The sequence below is a fragment of the Exiguobacterium sp. BG5(2022) genome (assembly GCF_031844365.1).
In the GTDB taxonomy this organism is placed as follows: domain Bacteria; phylum Bacillota; class Bacilli; order Exiguobacteriales; family Exiguobacteriaceae; genus Exiguobacterium; species Exiguobacterium profundum.
In genome coordinates, this window is the sequence record NZ_JAUZVB010000011.1 from 1 (window position 1) to 2,527 (window position 2,527).

Annotated in this window: 1 rRNA gene; it reads right to left on the reverse strand. The window is 55.4% G+C overall.

Annotation, left to right across the window (positions count from 1 at the left end):
• Nucleotides 1-2,505 (reverse strand): 23S ribosomal RNA (locus Q9R25_RS14845); the annotation flags it as partial.
• Nucleotides 2,506-2,527 lie beyond the last annotated feature (22 nt).

Sequence of the window (2,527 nt, forward strand, 5' to 3'; positions counted from 1 at the left end):
CCTCCCCGTCGATGTGGACTCTTGGGGGAGATCAGCCTGTTATCCCCAGGGTAGCTTTTATCCGTTGAGCGATGGCCCTTCCATGCGGAACCACCGGATCACTAAGCCCGACTTTCGTCCCTGCTCGACTTGTAGGTCTCGCAGTCAAGCTCCCTTCTGCCTTTGCACTCTTCGAATGATTTCCAACCATTCTGAGGGAACCTTTGGGCGCCTCCGTTACTGTTTAGGAGGCGACCGCCCCAGTCAAACTACCCGCCTGACACGGTCCTCCAGCCGGATCACGGCTGCGAGTTAGAGACTCTATACGCAAAGGGTGGTATCCCAAGGGTGTCTCCACCGAAGCTGGCGCTCCGGCTTCACAAACTCCCACCTATCCTGTACATCGCGTACAAAGCCTCAATATCAGGCTGTAGTAAAGCTCCATGGGGTCTTTCCGTCCTGTCGCGGGTAACCTGCATCTTCACAGGTACTATGATTTCACCGGGTCTCTCGTTGAGACAGTGCCCAAATCGTTACGCCTTTCGTGCGGGTCGGAACTTACCCGACAAGGAATTTCGCTACCTTAGGACCGTTATAGTTACGGCCGCCGTTTACTGGGGCTTCGGTTCAGTGCTTCTCTTGCGATGACACATCCCCTTAACCTTCCAGCACCGGGCAGGCGTCAGCCCCTATACTTCATCTTGCGATTTAGCAGAGACCTGTGTTTTTGCTAAACAGTCGTTTGGGCCTATTCACTGCGGCTTATGTTGCCATAAGCGTCCCTTCTCCCGAAGTTACGGGACCATTTTGCCGAGTTCCTTAACGAGAGTTATCCCGCGCGTCTTAGAATTCTCATCTCGCCTACCTGTGTCGGTTTGCGGTACTGGCGCCGACCTCCTCACTAGAGGCTTTTCTTGGCAGCGTGAAATCCGGTGCTTCGCCCTACGGGCTCCACGTCACAGCTCAACCTTGTATGCCGGGCGGATTTGCCAACCCGACGGCCTCGCTGCTTGTCCGTGCACTTCCAGTCGCACGGTCACCTTATCCTTCTGCGTCCCCCCATCGTTCAAACGGTGGTACGGCGGTACAGGAATATCGACCTGTTGTCCATCGCCTACGCCTTTCGGCCTCGGCTTAGGTCCAGACTAACCCTGAGCGGACGAGCCTTCCTCAGGAAACCTTAGGCTTTCGACGGAGGGGATTCTCACCCCTCTTTTCGCTACTCACACCGGCATTCTCACTTCCAAGCGCTCCACGGCTCCTCACGATACCGCTTCACTGCTGCTTGGAACGCTCTCCTACCATCCCTTACGGGATCCATAGCTTCGGTGGTATGTTTAGCCCCGTTACATTTTCGGCGCGGCGCCACTCGACTAGTGAGCTATTACGCACTCTTTGAATGGTGGCTGCTTCTAAGCCAACATCCTAGTTGTCTGTGCAGCGCCACATCCTTTTCCACTTAACATACACTTGGGGACCTTAGCTGATGGTCTGGGCTGTTTCCCTCTCGACTACGGATCTTATCACTCGCAGTCTGACTCCCGAGTACAAGTTGCTGGCATTCGGAGTTTGACTGAATTCGGTAACCCTGTGGGGGCCCCTAGTCCAATCAGTGCTCTACCTCCAGAACTCTTCACCTCGAGGCTAGCCCTAAAGCTATTTCGGAGAGAACCAGCTATCTCCAGGTTCGATTGGCATTTCACCGCTACCCACACCTCATCCCCGCACTTTTCAACGTGCGTGGGTTCGGACCTCCAGTCAGTGTTACCTGACCTTCATCCTGGACATGGGTAGATCACCTGGTTTCGGGTCTACGACGACGGACTGATGCGCCCTGTTCAGACTCGCTTTCGCTGCGGCTCCGCCTCATCGGCTTAACCTCGCCCGCCATCGTAACTCGCCGGTTCATTCTACAAAAGGCACGCCATCACCCGTGAACGGGCTCTGACTACTTGTAGGCATACGGTTTCAGGATCTCTTTCACTCCCCTTCCGGGGTGCTTTTCACCTTTCCCTCACGGTACTGGTTCACTATCGGTCACTAGGAAGTATTTAGCCTTGGGAGATGGTCCTCCCGGATTCCGACGGGGTTTCACGTGTCCCGCCGTACTCAGGATCCACTCTGGAGGGGATGGGGTTTCGGCTACAGGGCCGTCACCTTCTCTGGCCGACCTTTCCAGGTCGTTCACCTACCCTATCCCTTTGTAACTCCGTGTAGAGTGTCCTACAACCCCAGGAAGCATGCTTCCTGGTTTGGGCTGTTCCCGTTTCGCTCGCCGCTACTCAGGGAATCGAATTTTCTTTCTCTTCCTCCGGGTACTTAGATGTTTCAGTTCCCCGGGTATGCCTCACGCCACGCTATGTATTCACGTGGGTGTCCCGCCAGTCTCCCGGCGGTGGGTTCCCCCATTCGGAGATCTCTGGATCGATGTGTACTTACCACTCCCCAGAGCATTTCGCTGTTCGTCGCGTCCTTCATCGGCTCCTAGTGCCAAGGCATCCACCGTACGCCCTTTCTACCTTGATCTAGCGTCTAAGACACACGGTCC